Source organism: Kitasatospora sp. NE20-6, from assembly GCF_045862635.1.
In genome coordinates this window covers 24,481-46,904 of the sequence record NZ_BPRL01000045.1, presented here as the reverse complement: position 1 = coordinate 46,904, position 22,424 = coordinate 24,481, and the positions used below count along the sequence as shown (strand labels likewise).

The 22,424-nt window shown below is 75.0% G+C and carries 20 protein-coding genes and 1 tRNA gene; 7 read left to right on the top strand and 14 right to left on the bottom strand.

What is annotated here, in order from left to right:
* The first annotated feature begins 72 nt into the window (after positions 1-72).
* Both SNE206_RS27430 and SNE206_RS27425 read left to right on the top strand, forming a co-directional pair.
* A complete protein-coding gene (locus SNE206_RS27430; RefSeq protein ID WP_407916219.1) occupies positions 73-1,842 on the top strand; it encodes a dolichyl-phosphate-mannose--protein mannosyltransferase in 1,770 nt (589 codons plus the stop codon).
* A 446-nt stretch (positions 1,843-2,288) separates the two neighbouring features.
* Entirely contained in the window at positions 2,289-3,980 is a 1,692-nt protein-coding gene (locus SNE206_RS27425) for a penicillin-binding transpeptidase domain-containing protein (protein ID WP_407916177.1), read from the top strand.
* A 33-nt stretch (positions 3,981-4,013) separates the two neighbouring features.
* Here SNE206_RS27425 and SNE206_RS27420 read toward each other — a convergent pair whose 3' ends face one another.
* From SNE206_RS27420 to SNE206_RS27390, 7 genes are all read right to left on the bottom strand, one after another.
* Positions 4,014-5,609 carry a N,N-dimethylformamidase beta subunit family domain-containing protein gene (locus SNE206_RS27420; RefSeq protein WP_407916176.1) on the bottom strand — a complete coding sequence of 532 codons (1,596 nt, stop codon included), beginning with the start codon at positions 5,607-5,609 and terminating at the stop codon, positions 4,014-4,016.
* A 164-nt stretch (positions 5,610-5,773) separates the two neighbouring features.
* Positions 5,774-7,081 carry a glycosyltransferase 87 family protein gene (locus SNE206_RS27415; protein WP_407916175.1) on the bottom strand — a complete coding sequence of 436 codons (1,308 nt, stop codon included), beginning with the start codon at positions 7,079-7,081 and terminating at the stop codon, positions 5,774-5,776.
* A gap of 87 nt (positions 7,082-7,168) precedes the next feature.
* Complete coding sequence (locus SNE206_RS27410) at positions 7,169-8,674, bottom strand: penicillin-binding transpeptidase domain-containing protein (protein WP_407916174.1); 1,506 nt, start codon at positions 8,672-8,674, stop codon at positions 7,169-7,171.
* Positions 8,671-9,960, bottom strand: a complete 1,290-nt coding sequence (locus SNE206_RS27405; RefSeq protein ID WP_407916218.1) for an FtsW/RodA/SpoVE family cell cycle protein — start codon at positions 9,958-9,960, stop codon at positions 8,671-8,673. The genes SNE206_RS27410 and SNE206_RS27405 overlap by 4 nt, the downstream gene beginning before the upstream one ends.
* A 189-nt stretch (positions 9,961-10,149) precedes the next feature.
* On the bottom strand, positions 10,150-10,656 hold the full coding sequence (locus tag SNE206_RS27400; RefSeq protein ID WP_407916173.1) for a DUF1269 domain-containing protein: 507 nt from the start codon (positions 10,654-10,656) through the stop codon (positions 10,150-10,152).
* 201 nt (positions 10,657-10,857) lie between these two features.
* Positions 10,858-11,520 (bottom strand): ABC transporter, encoded by a 663-nt coding sequence (locus SNE206_RS27395; protein ID WP_407916172.1) that lies wholly within the window; start codon positions 11,518-11,520, stop codon positions 10,858-10,860.
* On the bottom strand, positions 11,517-12,398 hold the full coding sequence (locus tag SNE206_RS27390) for an ATP-binding cassette domain-containing protein (RefSeq protein WP_407916171.1): 882 nt from the start codon (positions 12,396-12,398) through the stop codon (positions 11,517-11,519). The genes SNE206_RS27395 and SNE206_RS27390 overlap by 4 nt, the downstream gene beginning before the upstream one ends.
* An 86-nt stretch (positions 12,399-12,484) precedes the next feature.
* Between SNE206_RS27390 and SNE206_RS27385 the strand changes: the two genes are divergently transcribed.
* Positions 12,485-13,798: a VWA domain-containing protein gene (locus SNE206_RS27385; protein ID WP_407916170.1), complete on the top strand. Its 1,314-nt coding sequence runs from the start codon at positions 12,485-12,487 to the stop codon at positions 13,796-13,798.
* A 14-nt stretch (positions 13,799-13,812) separates the two neighbouring features.
* Complete coding sequence (locus SNE206_RS27380; RefSeq protein ID WP_407916169.1) at positions 13,813-14,757, top strand: peptidase; 945 nt, start codon at positions 13,813-13,815, stop codon at positions 14,755-14,757.
* Positions 14,758-14,906: 149 nt separating this feature from the next.
* Here the strand turns inward: SNE206_RS27380 and SNE206_RS27375 are convergent, their stop codons facing one another.
* Positions 14,907-15,392 carry a MarR family winged helix-turn-helix transcriptional regulator gene (locus tag SNE206_RS27375; protein ID WP_407916168.1) on the bottom strand — a complete coding sequence of 162 codons (486 nt, stop codon included), beginning with the start codon at positions 15,390-15,392 and terminating at the stop codon, positions 14,907-14,909.
* A gap of 140 nt (positions 15,393-15,532) precedes the next feature.
* Between SNE206_RS27375 and SNE206_RS27370 the strand changes: the two genes are divergently transcribed.
* Both SNE206_RS27370 and SNE206_RS27365 read left to right on the top strand, forming a co-directional pair.
* Positions 15,533-16,741 (top strand): MFS transporter, encoded by a 1,209-nt coding sequence (locus tag SNE206_RS27370; RefSeq protein ID WP_407916167.1) that lies wholly within the window; start codon positions 15,533-15,535, stop codon positions 16,739-16,741.
* A gap of 130 nt (positions 16,742-16,871) precedes the next feature.
* Entirely contained in the window at positions 16,872-17,282 is a 411-nt protein-coding gene (locus SNE206_RS27365; RefSeq protein WP_405011903.1) for a heme-binding protein, read from the top strand.
* Positions 17,283-17,370: 88 nt separating this feature from the next.
* Here SNE206_RS27365 and SNE206_RS27360 read toward each other — a convergent pair whose 3' ends face one another.
* On the bottom strand, positions 17,371-17,775 hold the full coding sequence (locus SNE206_RS27360; protein WP_407916166.1) for a hypothetical protein: 405 nt from the start codon (positions 17,773-17,775) through the stop codon (positions 17,371-17,373).
* Between the two features lie 167 nt (positions 17,776-17,942).
* On the opposite strand from SNE206_RS27360, the gene sigJ reads away from it, so the two are divergent.
* Positions 17,943-18,905, top strand: coding sequence for an RNA polymerase sigma factor SigJ (sigJ, locus tag SNE206_RS27355; RefSeq protein WP_407916165.1), 963 nt, complete (start codon positions 17,943-17,945; stop codon positions 18,903-18,905).
* Positions 18,906-19,205: 300 nt separating this feature from the next.
* Here sigJ and SNE206_RS27350 read toward each other — a convergent pair.
* The 5 genes from SNE206_RS27350 to moaC all read right to left on the bottom strand — a co-directional run bounded on the left by SNE206_RS27350 (position 19,206) and on the right by moaC (position 22,410).
* Positions 19,206-19,279 (bottom strand) — tRNA-Ala (locus SNE206_RS27350).
* 121 nt (positions 19,280-19,400) lie between these two features.
* Positions 19,401-20,570 (bottom strand): gephyrin-like molybdotransferase receptor GlpR, encoded by a 1,170-nt coding sequence (gene glpR / locus SNE206_RS27345; protein ID WP_407916164.1) that lies wholly within the window; start codon positions 20,568-20,570, stop codon positions 19,401-19,403.
* Between the two features lie 150 nt (positions 20,571-20,720).
* Positions 20,721-21,344: a GNAT family N-acetyltransferase gene (locus tag SNE206_RS27340; RefSeq protein ID WP_407916217.1), complete on the bottom strand. Its 624-nt coding sequence runs from the start codon at positions 21,342-21,344 to the stop codon at positions 20,721-20,723.
* Entirely contained in the window at positions 21,341-21,919 is a 579-nt protein-coding gene (locus SNE206_RS27335) for a molybdenum cofactor biosynthesis protein B (RefSeq protein ID WP_407916216.1), read from the bottom strand. The genes SNE206_RS27340 and SNE206_RS27335 overlap by 4 nt, the downstream gene beginning before the upstream one ends.
* Positions 21,919-22,410, bottom strand: a complete 492-nt coding sequence (gene moaC / locus SNE206_RS27330) for a cyclic pyranopterin monophosphate synthase MoaC (protein WP_407916163.1) — start codon at positions 22,408-22,410, stop codon at positions 21,919-21,921. Before moaC ends, SNE206_RS27335 begins: the two co-directional genes overlap by 1 nt.
* Positions 22,411-22,424: the final 14 nt, after the last annotated feature.

Genomic DNA, 22,424 nt, shown 5'->3' with positions numbered 1-22,424 from the left:
CCTACGGGCGCGGACCACCCCGAGCAGGGCGGCCTGGCACTGCTGAACGCGCCCGGAGCGGCGCCCGGCGACGTGCCGGAGCACGCGGGCCTGCCCGTGCCGCGCGGGAGCGGGGCGGAGCCTCCGCGCTCCTTCTGGCAGCGGCGGCTGGACGCGTACGGCGTGCGGACGGCGGAGCCCGTCCCGACGGCGCAGCGGCTGGTGCCGCCGATGCCGGACGGACCGGGGGTGACCCCGGACCGGGTGCCGCCCTCACCGGTGCTGCTGTACCTGGGCGTGCGGCTGCCCGACGGCCTCTGGTCGTGGCTGTGCCGGTGGTCGGGCTGGATCGGGCCGCTGGTGATCGCGGCCTTCGGCGGCCTGCTCCGGTTCTGGCACCTGGGCAACCCCAGGGCGCTGATCTTCGACGAGACGTACTACGCGAAGGACGCGTACTCGCTCTGGAAGGGCGGCTACGAGACCAGCTGGGCGGACGACGCCAACAACCTGATCACGGGCGCGCACCCGACGGTGCCGTACCGGATCGACCCGGCGTACGTCGTGCACCCGCCGGTCGGCAAGTGGCTGATCGGCCTGGGCGAGCAGCTGTACGGGATGAACCCGGTCGGCTGGCGGTTCATGACCGCGGTGCTCGGCACGCTGTCCATCCTGATGATCGCGCGGATCGGCCGCCGGCTGTTCCGCTCGACGCTGCTGGGCTGCGTGGCGGGGCTGCTGCTGGCCGTCGACGGCCTGCACTTCGTGATGAGCCGGGCGGCGCTGCTCGACCTGGTGGTGATGTTCTGGTTCCTCGCGGCGTTCGGCTTCCTGCTGCTCGACCGGGACCGCACGCGCGGCATCGTCGCGCGCCGCCTGGAGACGCACCCGGGCGGCGACTGGCTGTACCTGGGATGGCGTCCGTACCGCCTGGCCGCCGCCGTCTCGCTGGGCCTGATGACCGCCACGAAGTGGAGCGGCCTGTACGCGGTGCTGGCGTTCGCCGTGCTCACCGCGGTGTGGGACGCCTCGGCCCGGAAGGCCGCCGGCAACCGCCACTGGTGGCTGTGGGGCCTGTGGGACGCCCTGCTCGCGACCGTGGTGCTGACGGTCACCACCGTCGGCGTCTACCTCGTCTCGTGGACGGGCTGGTTCCTCAGCAGCTCCGTGCCCGGCAAGGGCGGCTACGGCCGCGACTGGGCGCTGCACCGCGCCGGGCTCTCGCCGGACCACGTGCTGGGCGTGCCGCTGCCGCAGTTCGGCATGACCTGGGTGCCGGACGCGCTGCGCTCCCTGTGGCACTACCACGCCACCATGTACGAGTTCCACGTCAACCTCACCAGCCCGCACACCTACCAGTCGAACCCGTGGAGCTGGCTGCTGGTCGGGCGGCCGGTGTCGTTCTTCTACGAGTCGCCGAAGTTCGGCCAGGCCGGCTGCCGCACCAACGAGTGCGCCCGCGAGGTGCTGGGCATCGGCACGCCGATCCTGTGGTGGGCCGGCATCGTGGCGCTGGCGTACTGCCTCTACCGCTGGGCCCTGCGGCGCGACTGGCGGGCGGGCGCGCTGCTGTGCGGCGTCGCCGCCGGCTACCTGCCGTGGTTCGGCTACCAGCAGCGCACGATCTTCCTCTTCTACGCGGTCGCGTTCGTGCCGTTCCTGGTGCTCGCGGTGACGATGATGATCGGCGCGATGATCGGCCCGGCCGGGGCCTCCCGGGACCGGCGGCTGATCGGTGCCGCGGCGGCGGGCATGCTCGTCTTCGCGGTCGTGTGGAACTTCCTCTACTTCTTCCCCCTCTACACGGGGCAGACGATCCCGATGGACGACTGGCGTGCCCGGATGTGGTTCACCAGCTGGATCTAGCCGTCCTGCTCCCGGCGCGGCCCCCCGTGGACACCGCCGGGGGCGCGGCGGACCGCGAACGCCCGGGACCACGAGCGGTCCGGGGCGTTCGGGCGTTCGGGCGTTCGGGCGTTCCGCCAGGCGCGGACCGGCTCGGAGCGGACGCGGACCGGGCTCGGACCGGACACCGGCGGGGCGCACAGGCCGTGGACAGTGGAAGGCCGTGGAAGGAATCGGCCGGAGGTACGGAACTTTCCTCCCGTCCGCCCCCTCTATACGGGGGGACGATCCCGGGGCCGCGCGGCGGGCCGGGATGCGTCTCACCGGCCGGATCCCGCCGCGGCCTGTCGGGCCGGATGTTCCACGGGTCGGGCATGTCGTAGGTGCACGGACCTCCCGTGTTCTACCGTGTCCCGGTCGGACGACGGAATCGGCCGGCGGACCAGGACACTGTGGGGGGAAGCAACATGAACAAAGGCGCCAAAATCGGCATCGGCGTGGTCTCCGCGGCCATGCTGGCGGTCGCGGGATTCGGTGTGTACAACATCGCCACCTCGCTGACCGGCGGCTCGGACGCCAAGCCGAAGGGCCCGCGGACGGTCGTCGACGAGGCCCCGACCGCCCAGCAGGCCGCCGAGGCCGCGAAGACGTTCCTGGACGCCTGGGCCAAGGGCGACCTGGAGGCGGCCGGCGCCGCGACCGACAAGCCGGAGACCGCGATCGCCACCCTCACGGCCTTCCGGACCAAGGTGCACCCGAGCGCGCTCACCCTCACCCCCGGCGGCCCGGCCGGTGCCGCGCCGAGCCCGGCCGCGACCGCCACCGACGGCACGGACGGATCGGCCGCCCCGGCCTCGTCGGTGTACGAGGTGCCCCTCACCTTCTCCGCCAAGGTCGAGTTCGAGGGCACGGCCGCCCCGTGGGCGTACCAGGGCGCGCTCGGCATGGTGAAGATGAGCGACGGCAAGGCGGCGGTGCGCTGGACGTCCGGGGTGATCCACCCGAAGCTGACCGCGGGCCACTCGATCACCGTCAAGCCGATCGTGGCGCCGCCGAGCCAGCTCGGCGACCGCAACGGCAAGCCGCTGACGGGCTTCCCGTCGCTGGCCCCGCTGCTGTCGCAGATCAAGAACACCGGCCCGACCGATCCCGGCGACGCCGGCACCGGCGTGGTGATCACCAACGACAGCGGCCAGGGCACCCCGGAGAAGCTCTTCACCATCACCGAGCCCAAGCCGGCCAAACCGCTGAGACTGACCATCGACGCGAAGCTGCAGCAGGCCGCCGAGGACGCCATGAGGGAGCAGTCCAAGGGCGGCACCCTGAGCGGTTCGGTGGTCGCGATCGAGCCCAGCACCGGCAACGTCCTGGCCTTCGCCAACGCTCCGGCGGTCGGCATGAACCGGGCCTTCGGCGGCGGCACCGCCCCCGGCTCCACCATGAAGGTGATCACCGCGGCGGCCCTGCTGGAGGCCGGCGTCACCCCCGGCTCCACGATGGCCTGTCCGGCCGAGACGACGGCCGGCGGCCAGAAGGTCAAGAACGACTTCGACGGCGCGTTCCCGGACTACACCCTCCTGGAGGACTTCGCGCACTCCTGCAACACCGCCTTCATCAACGCCGGGGCGGAGCACCTCAAGCCCGGCACCCTGCCCAAGCTGGCCAAGGACGCCTTCGGGCTCGGCCTCGTCTGGCACACCGGCCTGTCCACGTTCGACACCAGCATCCCGGTGCCGAACTCGATGGCCGCGGCCCTGCCCGAGTTCATCGGCCAGGGCGCGATCCGCACCAACTCGCTGGCGATGGCCTCCGTCTCGGCGACCGTGCAGAACGGCACCTTCCACCAGCCCGTCCTGGTGCCCGGCATGACGGACGGCGTCGCCCACGCCCCCCGCGCCCTCAGCTCCTCGGTGCTGAACGACCTGCGCAAGCTGATGCGCGGCGTCGTCACCGGCGGCACGGCCCACGACGCCATGGCGGGCATCCCCAACGTCTACGCCAAGACCGGCACGGCCGAGATCGACGGCAAGGACACCAACGCCTGGTTCACCGCGTTCCGCGGCGACCTCGCGGTCGCCGCGGAGATCGAGGGCGGTGGCCACGGCGCCGCGGCCGCCGGGCCCGCGGCAGCCAAACTGCTGCGGATCGGCAACAACTGACAGCCCGGCAGGCCGCGGTGCGGTGACGCCCGCTCAGCCCCGGCCGTGGACGGCGTCGACGTTGTCCACGGCGGGGCGGGCCCGCCCCGCCGGTCCCGCGGCGAACAGCCGCAGCACGTTCTCCGTCACCCGGCGCACCAGGTCGCCCGCGCGTGCGTCCATGCCGTGGTCGGCCCGGGTGCCGCCGGGGCCGTTCGCGTCCAGTGCCTCCACCCAGCGCATGGTGCCGCTCGCGAACACCCCGGCGCCGCCGGGCGCCGAGTAGTAGGCCGTGTCGGCGAACGACCGGCGACCGTCGCAGACCACCGGCGAGTGCGCGACGATCTCGATCGGCCGCGGCGTCGGGAAGCCGGTGTTCACCCGGTCGTACTCGACACCGACCAGGTGCGGAAAGGCGTCACCGGCCTTCACCCCGGTGCCCTCGAAAAGCCAGTGCCCGGGCGAGGTGACCACGTACGGGGCGTCCACCGGGTAGCCGTCGTAGATCACGCCGAGCAGCGAGCTCTCCGGGTCGGCATCGGGTGCGTCGCGGAAGTCGTTGGTGGCGGGCCTGCCCGGGCCGCGGCCCGGATCGTCCTTCCACGCCGCCTTGTAGCAGACCACCGTGCGGTCCTCGCCCAGCTCGGAGGGCTCGAAGCGGACCCGGCGGAAGCAGCAGTTCGCACCCAGCACCGCCAGGTTGGTGCCCGCGTCCCGCGCCGCCTCGACGTGCCGGCGCTGCTCCTGCGACCAGTACTCGTCGTGGCCGAGCGAGAGCACCGCGGCGGCCCCGCCCAGCAGCTGCGGATCACGCGCGAGGTCGACGTTGGTGGCGTACGCCAGCGGCAGGCCGAGCCGCTCGGCGAGCGCGATCAGCGGCGCCTCGTACACGAGGAAGAGCCCGGCGCCGTCGTCGTAGCGGTACGGCCGGTCGAAGGTGACCTGCAGCGAACGGCTCGCCAGGCCGCCGCTCGGCCCGTTGTAGAGGTTGTACCCGCCCCACTCGTTGTAGGCCTGCCAGGTGGCGACGGCGTTGACCACCACCGACCGGCCCGCGGTGCTCCGCGAGCGCACGGTGATCGGCACGAACCGCTGGCCGGAGCCGTCCTCGGCGTCCAGTCGCAGCAGGTAGCAGCCCTCCGGCCAGCCGCGGGTCTGCACGGTCGCGGTCCGCGGCCAGCCGGTGCGCACCGTGCGGGTGCCCGGGTCGACCGTCGGTCCGGGCCGGCGGGTGCCGGGCAGCGGTTCGGACTGCCAGACGAGCCGCGCCCGGGCGCCGCCGTACCAGCCCATCCGGTAGGCGCGGATGCGGAACGCCGGGGCGGTGGTCGAGACGTGCAGGCCGAAGCTCTCGCCGGGGAGCACGCTCACCCGGTCGGCGAAGCCCTCGATCGCCTCGGCGGGGCCGGGCCGGGTGACGGCCCAGTCCGCGTCACCGGGCAGCTCGTTCTCGGCCCGGGTGGCCGACGGTGCGGGCCGCGCCTGCCCGGACGCGGACGCGGACGGTGCACCGTCGGCCGAGCCGGTGCCGCCCGGCGCACAGGCCGTCAGGCCCCCGGTGGCCGCGCCGGCCGCCGCCGCACCGGCCGCGAGGCCCAGGAACCGCCTGCGGGCGGGTCGTGCCGGGCCGTGCTGCTCCGCCGTCGTCATGCCCATCGCTCCCCCTGCCGGGCCTGCGCCGGCCTGCGCGGGCTCCGTCCGGCCCGCTCCGAGTGTTCTGGATCATCGTCGCGCACCGGGGCGGGCGCGCCGGAGGCCGGGGTCGGATCAACCCCGCGCGGGGAGGCCGTGCCGCCCGGCGGCTCCCGCGGCGGTCAGACCTGGACGAACCCGGTCAGCGGCGGCAGCACCGCGGGCGCCGGCCGGCGCCACGTCAGGACGCGGCAGGCCAGCCGCGGCCAGATCACCAGCACCACGGGCAGCGCCAGGTAGCCGAAGCGTCCGGCCGGCGCCAGCACGAAGGCTATGGTCAGCCCGGCGGCGAGCAGGTCGCAGGCGGCGATCGCCGAGGTCGGCGGGTAGGCCAGCAGCCAGAGCCCGACGGCGAGGCCGCCGATGCACAGCAGGGTGAGCGAGATCGTGTGCCCGGCCGGGCCGAGCTCCGCCAGGACGCGGCCCGGCAGCGGACTGCCGGCCGGTGTCTGCACCCGGGCGAGGCCCAGCGGGAACCGCACCACCTGCTCCCGCATCTCCCGCCCGTGGGCGATCGCGAACGGCAGCACCACCGCGAGCCCGCCGAGCAGTGCGATGCCCGACGCGCGGGCGGCCTGACGGCGTCCGTGGAGCCGCCAGATCAGCAGGGCGGCGACCGGCAGCGCCGGCCAGGCCGTCCATTTCAGGGTGCAGGCGAGGGCCAGCACCAGGCCGGCCGCACCGGGCCGGCCGCGCCCGGCCAGGGCCATGGCCAGGCAGCAGACGCCGATCAGCGGCAGGTCGACGCCGCCGACGGCGAGGGCCAGCGCGATCAGCGGCGAGGCGGTGAGCACGGCGAGCGGCAGCAGCGGGGCCCGGTCGCCGGGGGCGCGCAGCAGCCGCCAGGTGCCGAGCATGCAGCCGAGGAAGGCCAGGGCGAACCACACCCGGGCGTCGCCCAGCAGTTCGCAGACCGGCCCGGCGCTGCCGAGGACGGCCCGGGGCAGTCCGAAGAGCGTCATCGCGGGCAGGTAGGGGTTGTAGTCGGCGGCCCGTACGGGCGCGGCGAGGTACGGGTTGCCGGAGTGCAGGAGCAGCCGGGCGGAGCGTTCGACGACCATCACTTCGGACTGGTGCCGTCCGTGCACGGCCAGCAGGACGAGCGGCAGCAGCACCGCGCCGGCCACCGCGACCGCGGCCGCCGCACGCGGCCCGATCCGCTGCGGCAGCACGAGGCACAGCAGCCCGGCGAGCCCGTAGGCGGGTGCGGCGAGGGTGCCCCAGAACACCTGGTTGGGCAGGTCGGAGACGAGCGGGAAGGCCGCCGCCCAGCCCGCCGCGACGGTGCAGCCGAGCAGGTGCACCCACCGGCGGCCGACCCGGCGGCGGGACGGCCGCACCTCCGCCCGCGGCCGCGGCACGCGTGCACCGGTGCCGGGCACGGCGCGGCGGAGCCGGTCGTGCAGTCTGCGGGTCGGCGGGCTCACCATGGCAGAGAGGGTATGGGCTGTGCGGTCCGGTGTCCCGGTGCCCCGGCGGAAGAACGGGTGCGTCCTGTCACACCCGCCGGCCGCGGCTCAGCCGCGGTGCAGGACGGCCTCCATGACCGCCCGGGCGATCGGTGCGGCGACGGCGCCGCCGGTCACGTCGGTGGCCTCGCTGTCGGCGACCACCACGGCCACGGCGACCGGTGGCACGGCGGTGGAGCCCGCGGGGCGGGCCCAGGAGACGAACCAGGCGTACGGGGTGTCGCTGTTGCCGGCGCCGTGCTGGGCGGTGCCGGTCTTGCCGCCGACGGTGGCGCCGGCGATCCGGGCGTTGCGGCCGGTGCCCTCCTCGACGACGTCGACCATCAGCTGCCGCACCTTGTCGGCGACGGAGGCGGTGACGGCCTGCTTGTACAGCGCCGGGTGCATCGTCTGGACGACCGTGCCGTCGCTGCGGGTGAGCTTGTCCACAAGCTGTGGACGCATGACGGCGCCGTTGTTGGCGATGCCCGCGGCGACCATCGCCATGACGAGCGGGGTCGCCGCGGTGTCGTACTGGCCGATCGAGGAGAGGGCCACCTGGGAGGCGTTCATGCGGGTGTCGAAGTTGGACCGCGCGGCCCGGACGGGGGTGTCCAGGGTGGCGTCGTTGAAGCCGAAGCCGGCAGCGGTGGCGGCCATGCCGTCGAGCCCGACCTGGACCCCGAGGTAGCCGAGGACGCTGTTGCAGGAGTTGACCATCGCCTCGTCGAGGCTGAGGCCGGGGTGGTCGCAGGCCCGGGTGTCGTTGACGAGCTCGGTGGTGGTGCCCGGCATGACGTACGGGTAGGGCGCGTCGGTGGGGGCGTGGATGTCGCGGACGACGCCCTTCGCGAGGGCGGCCGCGGCGGTGACGACCTTGAAGGTGGAGCCGGGCGGGTAGATCTGGCGCAGTGCCCGGTTGAGCATCGGCTGGTCGGTGTCGGCCCTCAGCTTCGTCCACGCCTCCCGGTCGGCGGCGGAGGTGCCGGCGAAGGAGCCGGGGTCGTACGAGGGGGTGCTGGCCAGCGCGAGGATGCGGCCGGTGGCGGGTTCGACGGCGACGACGGCGCCCTGCTGGCCGCCGAGGCCGCGCAGGGCGGCCTGCTGGGCGTCCGGGTCGAGGGTGGTGTACACGTCGCCGCCGGGGTTCTGCCGCCGGGCGACGGCGTCCCACACGGCCCAGCCGGAGAGCCGGTCGTCGGTGCCGGAGAGCAGGTCGTCGTAGATGCCCTCCAGCTGGGTGTTGCCGTACGTCTGCGAGGAGTAGCCGGTGACGGCGGCCCACCGCGGGCCGTCGGTGTAGGTGCGCTCGTAGTCGTAGCGGCCGCCGGTGGGGGCGGAGCCGGTGACCGGCGCGCCGGCGACGAGGATGTTGCCCCGCGGCTGGTCGTAGCGCTGGATGGTGAGGCGCTGGTTGGCCTTGTTGTGGTCGAGCGAGTCCGCCCGGAAGATCTGCACCCGGGTCGCCTGGGCGGCGAGGGCGACGATGAGCAGCAGGCAGAACGTGCCGGCCCGGCGGCCGGTGGTGGAGATGCCGGGGCGGGCGGGGGCGCCGTTCTCGGCGCGGCGGCTCACGGGCGGGCCCCGACGGGGGCCGCGGCGTCCGGGCCGGGGCGGCGGGCGGTGTCGCTCAGTCGCACGAGCAGGGCGACGATGATCCAGTTGGTGACGACCGAGGAGCCGCCCTGCGCGATGAACGGCAGCGTCATCCCGGTGAGCGGGATCAGCGCGAGGACGCCACCGGCCACCACGAAGACCTGCAGGCCGACGATGGCGGCCAGCCCGATCGCCAGCAGCCGTCCGAAGGGGTCGCGCAGGGCGATGCCGGCCGCGAAGCCCCGGGAGATCAGCAGCGCGTAGAGCAGCAGCACGGCGGTCAGGCCGACCAGGCCGAGCTCCTCGCCGACGGTGGCGAGGATGAAGTCGGACTTGGCGGCGAAGCCGATGAGGATGGAGTGGCCGAGGCCGAGGCCGGCGCCGAGCATGCCGCCCCAGGCGAAGGCGAAGAGCGACTGCGCGATCTGGTTGGCGCCCTGCCCGGCGGCGATCGAGCCGAGCGGGTCGAGCCAGTCGGTGACCCGGCCGTGCACGTGCGGCGAGAGCCAGCCCACGCCGACCGCGCCCACCGCGGCGAGGAAGAGGCCGATGGCGATCCAGCCGCTGCGGGCGGTCGCCACGTACAGCATGATCACGAAGAGTCCGAAGAAGAGCAGCGACGTGCCGAGGTCGGTCTCCAGGACGAGGACGCCGACGAAGGCCGCCCAGATCAGCAGGACCGGTCCGAGCACCCGCCCGCGCGGCAGCTGGAAGCGCCAGATGCGCCGGCCCGTCAGGGCGAGCGCGTCACGGTGCACGGCGAGGTAGGCGGCGAAGAACACCGCGAGCAGGATCTTGGCGAACTCGCCGGGCTGGATGGAGAACGGCCCGAGGGTGATCCAGATCCGCGATCCGTAGACCGGCGGGAAGAAGATCGGCAGCACCAGCAGCACCAGCGCCACCAGCGCGCAGCTGTACGCGTAGCGGCGGAGCACCCGGTGGTCGCGGAGCAGCACGACGACGAGGAGGAAGAGCGCGACCCCGAGGGCCGACCAGAGCAGTTGGGCGGGGGCCGCCTCGCTGCCGGGGGTGGCCCGGTCCAGCCGGTAGATGACGACCAGTCCGAGGCCGTTGAGCAGCACCGCGATGGGCAGCAGCAGCGGGTCGGCGTAGGGGGCCCGCCAGCGCACCGCGACGTGCGCGGCGAGGGCGAGCACGCCGAGGGCGGCCCCGTACTCGGCGGCGTCGGACGGCGGCCGGCCGTCGAGGTTGGCGCCGACCTCGATGTAGCCGAGGACCGCGATCAGCACCGCCCCGGCGACCATGAGGAGTTCGGCCGTACGGCGGGTCCGGGGCGGGCGGGCCGCCGCCGGGGTGGAGCGAGAGGCCACGGGGGGCGTCCTTGCGGGGCGGGGCGGGGCGGGCCGGGGGGGAGGGGGCCGGGGGGGGACCGGGCGCGGTGCCGGTGTCCGCGCGTCCGGCCCGGGCGGGGGGCCGGACCGGACGCGGGGGACTCAGACTCCGGCGTGCGCCGTCCGGGCCGACTGGATGGCCTCGACGAGGTGCTCCTCCTGCTCGGAGCTGAGCGAGGTCTGCAGGATCTCGCCGCCGAACCGGGCGATCGCCGGGACGACCTTGTCCGCGGTGGCGGAGCGCACCAGCATGAACACGGCGGCCGAGCCGGGCTGGAGCTTCTCGCCGACCTGCCGCATGAAGGTGTCGTCGACGCCGACGTCGACCGAGGCACCCACGGCGGCGCCGGTCGCGCCACCGATCGCCGCACCGAGGAACGGCATGAAGAACAGCAGGCCGATCACGCCGCCCCACAGGGCGCCGGAGGCGGCACCGGCGCCGGTGGTGCTGGTGGCCTGGTGCAGCTTGGTCTTGCCGTCGGCGCGGCGTTCGACGACGACGATGTCCTCCAGGTCGATCAGCTTCTGCTTCTGCAGGCCGATCGCCGTGTCACGGACCTGCTGTGCGGTGGCCACGTCGGGGTAGGCGATGGCGAAGAGGTTGCTCACGCGCGGAGTCCTTCCTTCTCGTCGGGCGTGCGGACGGGTGCCGCACCGCTGCTGGTGCCCGCAGCCTAACGAGGATTTGCCATATTTATGCCCGTTGGTGGCGGTGTGTCCGATATTCGACGGCCGCCCGCGACAGTCACCCGCCCGCGACAGTCACCCGGCCCGGCGGTCACTCCGCCGGGCAGTCACTCCGCCGGGCGGTCACTCCGCGCGGCGGCCGGCGACCGTGCACGCCACGGCGGCCGCGGCGACGGCCAGCACCGCCGACACCGCCACCGGCAGCAGCACACCGGCCGCGATGTCGACCCCGCCGTGCCGCGCGCCGCGGACCAGCTCCCGCACCACCACGTGGGCGGGCGCCCCCGGCACCAGCAGCAACAGCAGCGAACCCGCAAGCGAGGCGAGGATCCCGTACGGCCCGCTCACCAGCACCGGCCGGGAGGACAGCGCCCCGACGGCCGCACCCAGCAGCACGGCGACCGCCGTGGCACCGAGCCCGGCGCCGAACACCACCACCGGCCCCTCCTTCGAGGCCCCGCCCGCCACCAGGACGGCCGTGTCGGCGGCCAGCCCCAGGACGGCGGCGGTGAGCACGGCCGTCAGCAGCGCGCCGCGGTGGACCCGCACGGCGCCGGCCGCGGACACCCGGCAGGCCCGGGCGGCGGCGGGCTCCACGGTCACGGCGCAGCGCACCAGCCAGGCCGTGAACGGCAGCAGCAGGCCGGCGGCGTAGGCGAGGCCGCCGAGCGGCTCGTCGCCGCCGGAGATGCCGAGCACCATCAGCAGGCCGTAGCCGAGCACCGGGGGCAGCCAGCGCTGGGAGCGCAGCAGCAGTTCCAGCTGGTAGCCGACCAGGGCGGTCACCGTGCCTCCTCGCGGTCGGTCGCGGGCCGGTCGGCGGGGGCCGCCGGAGCCTCCGTCACGCTGCGGACGTGGACGGCCCGTCCGGGGTCGAGCAGCCAGCGGAGCAGCAGGTCGGAGGCGGCGGCCGGCACCTCCAGCAGGGTCGCGCCGTCGTCGAGCACCGTGCTCGACGGCCGGCCCGGCATCGGTCCGGCCCCGGCGGGCAGGCCCTCGGCGACGATCCGCACCGGCGGGCGGCCGTCGGGTCCGCCCGCGGGTCGCGCGGCCGGGGCGGCCGCGTGCAGCATGCCGTCGCGCACGGTGTACGCGCCGGTGGCGAGCCCGGCAAGGCGGGTGGGGTCGTGGTCGACGAAGAGCACCCGGCCGCCGGCGGCGGCCCGCTCGGCGGCGGCGGAGTCGAGCTCCGCCCGCGCGGCCCGGTCGAGGCCGGTCCAGGCCTCGTCGAGGACGAGGAGGTCGGCCTCGGCGAGGAGCGCCTGGGCCACCGCGACCTTCTGGCAGGTGCCCTTGGAGAGTTCGCCGAGCGGGGTGCCGGCCCGGTCGGCGATGCCGAAGCGGTCGAGCCAGTGCTCGGCGCGGCGGGCGGCCTCGGCCGGGTCCAGGCCGTGGATGCGGCCGAGGTGCCGCAGGTAGGCGCGGGCGTCGAACGGCAGCGCGGGCGGGAACCGCTCGGGCACGTACGCCCGCCGGGCGGGCAGGACGGCCCGTCCGGTGGTGGGCCGTTCGATGCCGGCGGCGATGCGCAGCAGCGTCGACTTGCCGCTGCTGTTGGCGCCCTCGATGCGCACCAGGGCCCCGGGCTCCAGTACGAGATCGGCTCCGCGCAGGATCCAGGGCCGGTGCCGGCCGTACCTGCGCGCCACGTCTTCCAGTCGCATGCGCGTCTCCTCCCCTGACGTGCAGCCTAGTTCGCACAGCCTCCGCACATTCGGCAATCAGAACTGATGATCCATAGGATGCGCGCGTGACGACCATCAGACGACGACCGGCGGCCCGCGCAGCGGGACTGCTGGCAGCACTGGCGATATCCGCCGGGGCGCTGCTCAGCGGTCTCCCGGCCCACGCCGACGAACCCAGCGGCGCCGCCGCCAGCACCGAGGCCCCCAAGGTCGACCTCGTCCTCGACGTCAGCGGCTCCATGCGGGCCGCCGACATCCAGGGACGGAGCCGGATCTCGGTCGCCCAGCAGTCCATCGGCGAGGTGATCGACGCCCTGCCCGCGGAGACCGAGTTCGGCATCCGCACGCTGGGCGCGACCTACCAGGGCGACGACAAGGCGGAGGGCTGCAAGGACACCAAGCAGCTCTACCCGGTCGGCCGGACGGACAAGGTGCAGGCCAAGACGGCCGTCGCCACCCTCCGCCCCACCGGCTGGACGCCCATCGGCCTCGCCCTGCGCGGTGCCGCCCAGGACCTCGGCGACGGCCCGACCACCCGCCGGGTGGTGCTGATCACCGACGGCGAGGACTCCTGCGCCCCGCCGGACCCGTGCGACGTGGCCCGCGAACTCGCCTCCCAGGGCATCAACCTGGTCGTCGACACGCTCGGCCTGGCCCACGACGACAAGACCCGCAAGCAGCTGCTGTGCATCGCCAACGCGACCGGCGGCACCTACACCGACGTGCGGACGAAGGAGCAGCTCACCGAGAAGGTGAAGCAGCTCGTCGACCGGGCCGGCGAGACCTACCGGGTGGCGCCCACCAAGGTGGCCGGCACCGACGCGTGCCCCGGGGCGCCGCTGCTGCGGCCCGGCGTCTACAGCGACCGTGAGAAGTTCGCCGAGCACCGCGTCTACCGCGTGCCGGTGCGGCCCGGCGAGGAGCTGCGGGCCTCCGTCAGCGTCACCCCGGACCGCGCGGTGGCGCGCGACTACGGCGTGCTGCTGCTGGCCACCGACACCGCCGGCCAGGAGCTCGTCCGCGGTACGGACGCGGGCAGCGGCCGTACGGACGTCGCCTCCACCGGCGTGCGCTGGTCGGCGCCCGGCACCGGCGACGACGCCTCGGCGTCCCCGTCCGGAACCGGGGGTGCGGACGACGTGGTCTGCCTGATCGTCAGCAACTCCTTCGCGGCGGAGGCGGGCGTGCAGGCGGCACCCGGCCTGCCGGTCGAGCTGACGGTGGACGTCACCCGGGCCTCCCCGGCCCCCGACGGCCCGGCGATGGGCCTGGGCCGCGGCTGGATCCTACTGCTCGTCCTGACCCTGGCGGGCCTGGTCGCAGGTCTGCTGTTCGGCTGGATCGCCCGCTGGCGGATCGCTGTCTGGCGGGAGAACTGACGATGCGTGCACTGATGATGCGTACGATCACCGCGCTGCCGGCCGCGCTCGGCGCGGTCCTGCTGGCCGCCCCCGCGGGTGTCGCGGCCTCGCCGTCCCCGGCGCCGTCCGGGTCGGCGGGCGCCGCCCCGGTGACCAGCGCCGGCACGACCTTCCTCACCGCCACCCCGCTCGCCGCCGGGCAGGCCGCGAACGTGTCCGCCTCCACGGGTGACTACCTGTACTGGGCGTTCGCCGCGGCCGAGGGGCAGACCGACACCGTGCACGTGACGGTGACGCTGCCGCCCGCCGCCGACCGGCACGGCGCCCAGAGCTGGTCGGTGGAACTGTTCGACGGCCTGCGCCGCCGGCAGTCGTGCACCGCGGGCCCGCAGAACGCCACCGCCGCGAAGGCCGCCGCCTCGGTCGCGCTGAGCTGCACCCTGCGCCAGGTCCGCTCGTGGGCGGAGCCGTGGTCGGGCGACCCGCTGCCCGGCACGTACTACGTGCGGCTGTCGGTGGCCGACGTGCCGCAGCAGGACCTCGGCCTCGCCGCCCAGGTGCAGCTGCACGTCACGGCGAAGGGCGGCGCCGACGACGCGCAGCCCGAGGGCGGCAGCCTGAAGGCGCCGCTGGTGCCGCCGGTGAACGCCGGGGCCACGGCCGCCCCGGGCGCCGCCTCCGCCGCGCCCTCGCCGGCGGCACCGTCCGCCTCGGCGTCCGCGGCTCCCGGCACCGCCAAGGTCGCCGCCCCGGCCGAGGAGGAGTCGCACTGGTACAGCGACCTCTTCTCCGGGTGGAACAGCCGCTGGTTCTGGACGATCGCGGGCGGCGTGCTCGCCGCGCTGGCCGGCGTGTGGGGCTTCACCCTCACCCGGCACCCGCGCGGCCGCCGGCCCGCGGGCGGCGCACCGGTGCCCCCGCAGGCACCGGCCCCGCAGGCGCAGGGGCAGGGGCAGTACGACCAGTACCGCGGCTGATCCTCTCGCGGACGGTCCCGTGAAGGGCCCGGCCGGGGCGACACCCGTCGCCCCGGCCGGGCCCGGCCGGGGCGACACCCGTCGCCCCGGCCGGGCCCTTCCGCGTAGGCAGGTGCACCGGCACAGAGGTGCCGGTACAGGGGTGCCGGTCAGCCGACCGGGACCGGCGCCGGGACGGCCACCGGGGGCGCGGACGGCTCCAGGGTGCGGACCGCGGCGATGAGGGGGGCGAGTTCGGGCCGCTGCCCGGCGGCGTCCAGGGCCTCGCGCAGGGCGTGGTCGTTGGTGGGCCTGGCCCGGTCGAGCAGGTCGAGGCCGGCCGCGGTGACGTCGGTGTAGATGCCCCGGCGGTCGGTCGGGCAGAGGTAGCGGGAGAGCAGTCCGCGGTCCTCCAGCCGGGTGACCAGCCGCGTGGTGGCGCTCTGGCTGAGCACGACGGCATCGGCGAGCTGGTTCATCCGGTAGTGGCCGCCCTCGCCGTCGTGCTGGGAGCTGAGCACGTCCAGCACGGAGAACTCGCGCACGCTGAGCTCGTGGGCGGCCTGGAGGGCCCGCTCGATGTGCGCCTCGATCCGCCCGTGCAGGGCGGAGAGTGCGCACCAGCCGTGGGCAAGGACCGGTTCGGGTCGTGTCATGGGATGACCACCTGCTCCTTCGCTGGGGTGTGCTCCCAGGATAGTCCGGCTCCGCGATATCAGGCGTTTGCAACTATCGGCGTCTGCAATTAATGTCGACGGCGGTAACACCTCCACGCAACAACCGGGAAGGCCCATCCATGCCTCTCGCACTCCTGGCGCTCGCCATCGGCGCCTTCGGCATCGGCACGACCGAATTCGTGATCATGGGGCTGCTGCCCCAGGTGGCCCAGGACTTCAACATCACCATCCCCACCGCCGGCCTGCTCACCACCGGCTACGCCCTCGGCGTGGTCGTCGGAGCCCCCGTCCTCGCCGTCCTCGGCACCCGCTTCACCCGCAAGCGCATGCTGATGCTGCTGATGGGCCTCTTCGTCGCCGGCAACCTGGTGACCGCCCTGGCCCCCACCTTCGAGCTCGTGCTCGCCGGGCGCATCATCGCCTCGCTCGCGCACGGCGCCTTCTTCGGCATCGGCTCGATCGTCGCCGCCGACCTCGTCGCACCGCAGAAGAAGGCGGGCGCCATCGCGATGATGTTCACCGGCCTCACCGTCGCCAACGTCGTCGGCGTGCCGCTCGGCACCCTCGTCGGCCAGCAGATCGGCTGGCGGGTCACCTTCGTGCTCGTCGCCGCCCTCGGCGTGCTCGGCCTGGCCGGCATCGCCGCACTCGTCCCCGCCGACCACCGCACGGGCACCCCCGCCCGGGCCGGGATCCGGCGCGAACTGGCCGCCTTCCGCAACGTCCAGGTCGTGCTGGCGATGCTGATGACCGTGCTCGGCTTCGGCGGCGTCTTCGCCGCGATCACCTACATCGCGCCGATGATGACCGACGCGGCCGGCTACGCCGAGTCGTCCGTGACCTGGCTGCTGGTGCTGTTCGGCCTCGGCATGGTCGCCGGCAACCTGCTCGGAGGCCGGTACGCGGACCGGCGGCTGATGCCGCTGCTGTTCACCACCCTCGGCGCGCTCGCCGTCGTCCTCGGCCTGTTCGCCTTCACCGCGCACGACAAGGTGCTCGCCGCGATCACCGTCCCGCTGATCGGCGCCCTCGGCTTCGCGACCGTGCCCCCGCTGCAGAAGCGCGTCCTCGACCAGACCGGCGACGCCCCGACCCTGGCCTCCGCCGTCAACATCGGCGCCTTCAACCTCGGCAACGCCCTCGCCGCCTGGCTCGGCGGAGCCGTCCTCGCCGCCGGCTTCGGCGCCACCGCGCCGAGCTGGGTCGGTGCGGCGATGGCCGCGGGCGCCCTCGCGCTCGCCGTCGTCTCCGCCGCCCTGGAGCGCCGCGCCACCCCGGCCACCGCCCCCGCGACCTCCGCAGCGCCCCGCGTCCCCGTCCACCACTGACCCCGGCCACCACTGACCCCGGCCGCACCCCGCCGACCCGGGCCCGCCGGCCCGCATCCACCGGACCGACCGACCCGACCGACCGACCCGACCGACCCGACCGACCGCACCACCGTTCAGGAGCCACCCCGTGAGCACCCTCACCACCGCCGACGCCGACCGACTCGTCGCCGCCGCCCACCGTGCCGCCGCCGCCCAGGGCGTCCGCATCTCCGCCACCGTGCTGGACGCCGGCGGCCACCTGCTGGCCTTCCGCCGCGACGACCGGGCCGTGCTGATCGCCGGCGAGACGAGCACCCGCAAGGCGTACACCGCCCTCCAGCTCGACACCCCGACCGCCGACCTGGCCGAGGCCGTCCTCCCCGGCGGCCCGTTCCACACCCTGCCCACCGCGCTGGACAGGCCGCTGCTCTTCATCGCCGGCGGCATCCCGCTGCACCGCGACGGACGGCTGGTCGGGGCACTCGGCATCGGCGGCGGCGCACCCGAGCAGGACCACGGCTTCGCCGTGACCGCCGCGACGGAGGCCGCCGTCGCCTGACGCCGGCCCGCACCGGCCCGCACCGCAGGGCGCCACCCGCACGGGACGGCGCCCTGCGGCGTGCGCGGCCGCTCCCCGGTCCGCGGGGCTACGGCCGGGCGCCGGAGCGCCCCGACGGGCGGGCGGACAGCACCTGACCCAGCGCCAGCACGCTCAGGCCGAACATCAGCACGCCCAGGGGCACGTGGAACGCCGGTACGTGCGCGACGCCCAGCACCACCTGCACCGAGGCGAGCGCGAGGAAGCCGGAGGCGTAGAGGATCGGGCGGGCCGTTCCGCCGCCCGGCCGCCACGAGAGGACCGCTGCGAGCACGTACAGCATCGAGGCGGCGTACATCACGCGCGCTCCGACGCTGTGCAGTACCTCGCCGTACGACGTGGACAGCAGCAGCCCGGCGGTGACCGCCTGGAAGAAGACGGCCGAGGTCTGCAGGGCTATCGCGACCTGCAGGAAGCCGGGGCCGCGGTGTGCTGCGGTCGTCCGGGTGGTCATGGTGTCCCCTCTTCTGCCTTGCGGCGGTGGATCGGTACTCTCTCGCTGGACCGACGACGCAGGCCCTCGACATGTGAGGCGGGGCACCGCCGCGCAGTCCGGTGCAGTGCCCCGCCGACGCGGCGGGAACGGGAACGGACGAGAAGGACCAGGGAGCGGACGCCACCATGAGCACCCCGTCCGGGCCGACGCGCGAACGGCACGAACAGCACCCGAGCGCCGTCGTCGGCGAACGGCGGCAGCTGATCGATGTCGCCTACCGGCTGCTCGGGTCACCGGCCGAGGCCGAGGACGCCGTGCAGGAGGCCTACGCCCGGTGGTACGCGATGTCGCCGCAGCAGCAGGAGGCCATCGCGTCGCCCGGCGCCTGGCTGACGACGGTGGCCGGCCGCATCTGCCTGGACGTGCTCGGTTCGGCCCGGGTCCGGCGCGAACGGTACGTCGGCCCGTGGATACCCGAGCCGCTGCCCGACCGTGCGGAGTGGATCAGCGGGTCGACGGGCGGCGGCAGGGCCGACCCGGCCGACCTGATCACCCTGGACGAGTCGGTGAGCATGGCCTTCCTCGTCGTCCTGGAGTCGATGACGCCGGCCGAACGCGTGGCGTTCGTCCTGCACGACGTCTTCCGGTACCCCTTCGCCGAGATCGCCGGGATCGTCGGGCGGGCGCCGACGGCCTGCCGGCAGCTGGCGTCCTCGGGCCGCCGGCGCCTTCGCGCCGCGCAGGCCCCGGCGGCCCCGTCCGCCCAGGCGGCCCAGGCGGTGGGGCAGGCCGTTCTGGTGCGGCGTTTCAAGGAGGCCTGGGAGGCCAGGGACATCAGGGCGCTCGTCGGCCTCCTCGACCCGGACGCCACGATGACCGCCGACGGCGGCGGGCTGGTCGGCGCCGTCCTGCGCCCGGTCGAGGGCAGCGTCCGGATCGCCCAGTACGTGGTCCACATCGCCGACAGGGCCCCGGGGCTGACCCTCCTGGAGCGGACGGTCAACGGCCGGCCCGGCCTGGTCGCCCAGCACGCCGGCACCACCGTGACCGTGGCGGCGTTCGACCTCGCCGGCGGCCGCGTCTCCCGCATCTGGGCGGTCCGCAACCCGGAGAAGCTCCGCCGGTGGACCGGCGCTGACGGCCCGTGACCCGTGCGCGGCGGACATGCCGCGCCGGGCCCGCAGCGGGACTCGGTCGACCGCGGCGCGGAGGCGCCGACGGCCGAAGCTCGGGGTCGGCCGGACCCGGCGTCAGCTGCTGCACGACCGCGTCCGCCGCGGAGACCTTTGTGCACGTACCGTCCGGGGAGAACCGGTGGCCGCCGGAGAAGCCCGGCCGGCACATCACCGCCGAAGCGACCGAGCAGCCGGAGCAGTTGCCGCACTTCACTGCTGCACGAACGCTCAGAGGCCCTTCCGGACAATCCCGGAAGGGCCTCTGATGTTGGGTGGAGCTGAGGGGATTCGAACCCCTGACCCCCTCGATGCGAACGAGGTGCGCTACCGGACTGCGCCACAGCCCCAACGAGAAGGAACTCTATCACTTCTGCGGACCAGGTCGTGACCATTGTCGGGACGCGCGGCGCCCCGCCGCCGGGCCGGCCGGGGGCGGGGCACCGGGCGGTGCGGGCCGGGTGCCGGCGGTCACTCGTTGGCGGCCCGGGGGCGGCTCGCCAGGTCGGCGGCGGAGGCGGCGGCGGCGGGCGGGGCGGACTCCGCGTACTGGTCGAACAGGGGGGTGCGGCGGCTCTCGGCCGGCCGGCCGGAGTCGCGGACGCCGGGCCCGGCGAGGTCGAGGCCGCGGGTCACCCGGGGGGCGACCGGGGCGGTGACGTAGGTGGGCAGCGGGACGGGCACCGGCTCCCAGGAGTCGGCGCCGGCGGGTCCGCGTTCGCGCATACCGTCGACCCACTCCTCGTGGTCGGTGGTCTCCGCGAGGGCGGACGCCGCCGTGGCGGCGGGACCGGACGCGCGAACCTCGCCGCGGGCCTCCGCGGGGGCGGAGCCGGACGCCGCGAGGCGGAGGTGGGTCCGGGCGGGGCGGTCGGCGGCGGGGCCCGCGCCGTGCGGGGCGGCGGCGGGCTCCGGGTCGGCGGGGACCGGGGCGCGGCGGTCGCGCTCGCGGGCGCGCAGCCGCTCCGCGGCCTGGGCGGCGCGGACGCGGTCGAGCTTGACCTCGTACCGCTGGCGCTCCAGGCGGCGCAGGTGGCCGATGTAGAGGGTGAGGAGAAGGGCGGGGACGGTCGGCACCCAGATGAAGGCGATGCCGGCGACGGCCGCGACCACGGCCCCCAGCGCGAAGGCGAGGAAGAGGGCGGTGACCATGCGGCGGCGCCGGGCCAGCAGGCGGGCACGCCGCTCGGGCGTGGGCCGCTCGGGCGCGGGCCGGGGCTGGTGGCGGTCGTCCGGGTGCGCGGGCGCGTCGGCATCCCGGGCTGCGGCGTCCCGGGCTGCGGCGTCGTGTTCCGCCGCGGCGGGCGCGGGCTTCCGGAGCTGCCCCGGCGCCGGGTCGGCGGGGGCCGCCGGGCCGGGCGCGGGCGCACCGCCCGGCGCGGCGTCGCCGGGCGCCGGGGTGTCCCCGGGCGCGCCGGAGACCGCGTCGGCGGCGGGTCCGCCGTCCGTCGTGTCGTCAGCGAGGGACTTGGACGCCCGCCGCTCCAGTGCCGACCGGCCGGCCAGCAGGCGGATCGCGGTACTGAAGCGTTCCGTCGGACGCGACTCGTTGAGCTCGTCCTGCCTGCGGAGCCACATCGGCACCAGATAGGCGGCCCAGGCTCCCACGATGACCGCGTAGATAAGGCCGCTACTGCTCACGATTCACACGGTACGGGGGCACGGTTGGGCCCGGCAGCAATTTGGCACGGCGTGTCGTGTGATCAAGCTGATTCTCCGACTAATTTGCCGGTGTTTGCACCGGTCGGCGCGCCCGCCGATGCCATATCGATATCTATTTCGAACATATATTCAATTACGGCCGGAGCCCGTGCTCCTGACGGAGCGCCACCGCGGCATCATGCCCTCCGGCACCTCCTCGGCGGTCAGTGCGTAGACCAGGTGGTCGCGCCAGTCGCCGTCGATGTGGAGATAGCGCGGGCGGATTCCCTCCTCGCGGAAGCCGAGTTTCTCGACCACCCGTCGGCTCGGCCGGTTCTCGGGGCGAATGCAGACCTCGATCCGGTGCAGGCCGAGCGTCGAGAAGCAGTGGTCGACGGAGAGGGCGACGGCCGTGGGCATGATGCCGTGGCCGGCGACCTCCTCGTCGATCCAGTAGCCGACGTTGGCGGAGCACATCGAGCCCCACGTGATGCCGCCCACGGTCAGCTGGCCCACCAGCCGGCCGCGGTGCAGCACGACGAAGGGCAGCATCCGGCCCGCGGCGGCCTCGCCCCGCAGGTAGCGGACCATCTGCCGGTAGCTCGGCCGGGCCACGCCGTGGCCGGCCGGCACGGGGGGCACGGTGGCCTCCCAGCGGCGCAGCCAGTCGCGGTTCCGGCGGCTGACCTCCTGCCAGTCCCGTTGGTCGCGGGCCCGGATCGGACGCAGGGTGACGTCGCCCTCGGTCAGCTCGACCGGCCAGCCGGCGTTCAGGGCTCGCTCCGGGACGAGGGGTCGGCCGTGGGAGCGCCGGACGCGGGAGCGGCGTCCCGGGCAGCGGCGGCCGTGGCGGCGCCGGACGCGGGGGCCGCGCCGGGGCGGGGGTGGTCGCCGCCCCGGAGCTGGTCGACGGCGTGCGGGAGCAGCGGGGCGAGCACGGCGAGCCCGTCGCGGACACCACCGGTGGAGCCGGGCAGGTTGACGATCAGGGTGTGCCCGGCGAGGCCGGCGAGGCCGCGGGAGAGCGCCGAGGTGGGCACCTTGTCGCGGCCGTACGCGCGGACGGCCTCGGGGATGCCGGGGATCTCGCGGTCGAGCACGCGGGCGGTCATCTCGGGGGTGAGGTCCATCGGGGAGATTCCGGTGCCGCCGGTGGTGAGGACGACGTCGTAGCCGGCGGCGACGGCCTCGCGCAGCGCCATCTCTACGGGCTCGCCGTCCGGGACGACGCGGGGGCCGTCGACGTCGAAGCCCATCGCCCGCAGGCCCTCGACGAGCAGCGGGCCGCCCTTGTCCGCGTAGACGCCGGCGGAGGCCCGGTTGGAGACCGTGACGGCCAGTGCGCGCATCATTCGCCCCGCGTCCAGTCGCCGCTCTTGCCGCCGGTCTTGGTCAGCACCCGGACGTCCTCGATGGCGGCGGCCTTGTCGACGGCCTTGACCATGTCGATGACGGTGAGGCCGGCGACGGCGACCGCCGTCAGGGCCTCCATCTCGACGCCGGTGCGGTCGGCGGTCCGCACGGTGGCGGTGATCTCCACGGCGTCGTCGGTGACGGCGAGGTCGACCTTGACGCCGGAGATCGCGATCGGGTGGCAGAGCGGGATCAGCTCGGGGGTCTTCTTGGCGCCCATGATCCCGGCGATCCGGGCCACGGCGAGCGCGTCGCCCTTGGGCACGCCGTCGCCGCGCAGCAGCTCGACGACGCGCGGGGCGACCCGCACCCGTCCGGCGGCGACGGCGGTGCGCACGGTGGCGGCCTTCTCGGAGACGTCGACCATGCGGGCGGCGCCGGTGTCGTCGACGTGGGTGAGGCGGTCGCCGGGGGGTGTCTCGGTCACGGGTGTGCTCCAGA